At 71.7% G+C, this 2,741-nt stretch carries 2 protein-coding genes; both read right to left on the bottom strand.

Annotation, left to right across the window (positions count from 1 at the left end):
- A partial coding sequence (locus ACH4UM_RS41695) for a polyketide synthase docking domain-containing protein (RefSeq protein WP_398191882.1) occupies positions 1 to 197 on the bottom strand: 197 nt, incomplete at its 3' end.
- 46 nt (positions 198 to 243) lie between these two features.
- Positions 244 to 2,741: SDR family NAD(P)-dependent oxidoreductase (locus ACH4UM_RS41690; RefSeq protein WP_398191879.1), on the bottom strand; the 2,498-nt coding region annotated here is incomplete at its 5' end.

The following is a 2,741-nucleotide window of genomic DNA, read 5'->3' as shown; positions in this document are numbered from 1 at the left end:
GCGTCCCCGCCGGAGGACACCAGCCGCCACAGATCCTCCGGCGACCGCACCCCACCCGGATACCGGCAGGCCATCCCCACGATCGCGATGGGGTCCTGGTTCTTCTCCTCGACCTCGCGCAGGCGCTCCCGTACCTGGCGAAGGTCCCCGGTGACCCGCTTGAGGTATTCGAGGAGCCTGTCTTCGTTGCTGCTCATCCGCCCCATCCGTCCTTGGCTGTTGTCGAAGGTAGAGGGCCAGGAACTAGGAATTCCCCAGATCTTGATCGACCAGGTCGAAGATGTCGTCGATCGTTGCGTCCTCGAGCTGCCGCTGGGCGTCGGCGGGCTTCTCGCCCCGGCCGTCGGTGGAGTTCATCAGGGACAGCAGTTCCTGCAGTCGCCTGCGCACGCCCGACCGGACCGCCTCCTCGGCGGAGGAGACCGCCGAGATCACCGACTCCAGCCGGTCCAGTTCGCTGAAGACGGAGACCTCGGACGAGCCCTCCTCGTCGGCGAGTTCGGCCCGCAGGTGGCGGGCGATGGCCTCGGATGTCGGATAGTCGAAGACCAGCGTCGCGGGCAGGGTCAGGCCGGTGTCGGCGGTGAGCAGGTTGCGCAGCTCGATCGCTGTCAGCGAGTCGAAGCCGAGGTCCCGGAACGGCAGGTCCGCCTCCACCGCCGAGGAGCCGCTGTGGCCGAGCACGGCCGCCGCGCGGGCGCATACCGTGTCCACGAGCAGCCGTTGCTGCTCGCCCTCGGACAACCCGGAGAGCTTCTTCCGCAGGGCCGACGGTTCGTCGGCCTGTTCGGTGGGCTCCTCGGCCAGTGCGTTCCTGACCTCGGGCAGCTCACCCAGCAGCGCGCTGGGCCTGCTGAGGGTGAACGGGCCGACGAAGCGCTCCCAGTCGACGTCCGCCACGGTGACCGTGATGTCACCGCCGCTCAGTGCGGACTGCAGTGCGGACACCGCCTGGTGCGGCCGCAGCGCGTTGAGGCCGCGCAGCCGCAGCCGCTCCTCGTCCCCGGTGTCGGCGACCATGCCGCCCTCGCCCCATGGGCCCCAGGCGATCGCGGTCGCGGCGAGGCCGCGGGATCGGCGGTGCCGTGCCAGGCCGTCCAGGAAGGCGTTGGCCGCCGCGTAGGCGGCCTGGCCGCCGCTGCCCCAGACGCCGGAAACGGAGGAGAAGAGGACGAAGGCGTCCAGCTCCCGGCCGGCGAGCAGTTCGTCGAGGTACCGGGCCCCGAGGGCCTTCGCGGATACCGTGGCCGCGAAGTCGTCAAGGGTGGTGTCGGTGAGCATGCCCGCCTCGGCGGTGCCTGCCGTGTGCACGACGGCGTTGACGGGGTGCTCGTCCAGCAGTGCGCGCAGGGCGTCCCGGTCGGCCACGTCACAGGCGGCCACGGTCACGCGTGAACCCAGCGCCTCCAGCTCCGACTTCAGCTCACCGGCACCCGGGGCGTCCATGCCCCGACGACTCGTCAGCACCAGGTGCTCCGCACCCGCACCCGCCAGCCAGCGCGCCACATGACCACCCAGCGCACCCGTACCACCGGTGATCAGCACCGTGCCACGCGGCGACCACGTACGGCCCTTGTGGCCGCCCGTGACACGGGACAGCCGACGGGCGAACACGCCCCGGGCACGCACGGCCACCTGGTCCTCGGCCGACTGCCCCAGCACCCCGGCGAGCCGACCCGCGACCCGGTCGTCGATCGCCTCAGGCAGGTCGACCAGGCCGCCCCAGCGCGGTGAGTGCTCCAGAGCGGCCACCCGGCCCAGCCCCCACACCTGGGACTGGTCGGGGTCCGCCGGCTCGGCGGGGCCGACGCCCATCGTGTTGCGGGTCGCGCACCACAGCGGGGCGTCGATGCCCGCGTCGCCCAGTGCCTGGACGAGCAGTACGGACAGGGCGACACCGTTGGTCAGTCCGGCCGTCGGGGCGGGCGAGCCGTCGATGGCGAGCAACGACAGCACACCAGCGACGGTCTTCGTCCCCGCCGCCTCGGCGAGTTGCCCGGCCAGGGACTTCCGGTCGGCGGCCGGCTCGACTGGAACCGGCAGTGGATCCAGCCCCCGGTCGGTCAGTCCGCTCAGGCAGGCGGCCACCCACTCCTCGTCGAGTCGCGCCGCGCTGACCGGGACGAGCCACGCACCGGGGCGGCGCGTGCCGTTGGGGTCGGGGATCCGCTTCCACGTCTCGTGGTAGCGCCAACCGTCCACGGTGGACTGTTCCTTGCGCTGCCGACGCCACGAGGAGAGCCTGGGCAGGACCTCGCTGAACGTGTCGTCGGCGCGAATGTCCAACGTTCCGGCGAGGGCCTCCAGGTCCTCGCGATCCACGGTTTCCCAGAACTCCGCGTCCACCGGATCGGCCACCGGAGCGACCGGCTCCGGCGCCTCCACCCAGTACCGCTCGTGCTGGAACGCGTACGTCGGCAGATCCACCGTCCGGCCACCGGAGAAGAACGCTCTCCAGTCCACCGGAACTCCACGGGTGTGCAGCCGCGCAAGGCCCGTGATGAGCGCCTGCCGCTCCGGACGGTCCGCACGCAGCACCGGAACGGTCACCGGACTGTCCAGGCAGCCCTGGACCATGCCGCTCAACACACCGCCGGGGCCGACCTCGACGAACGTGCTCACGCCCAGGTCGTGCAGGGTCTGGGCTCCGTCGGAGAAGCGGACCGCCTCGCGGACGTGGCGGACCCAGTAGTCGGCGGTGTACGCCTCGACGAGCCCGCCCGTAAGGTTGGAGACGATCG

This window comes from Streptomyces sp. NPDC020801 (genome assembly GCF_044334385.1).
GTDB lineage: Bacteria > Actinomycetota > Actinomycetes > Streptomycetales > Streptomycetaceae > Streptomyces.
The sequence above is the reverse complement of the archived record's forward strand: the minus strand, read 5'-3'. Positions and strand labels throughout refer to the sequence as shown.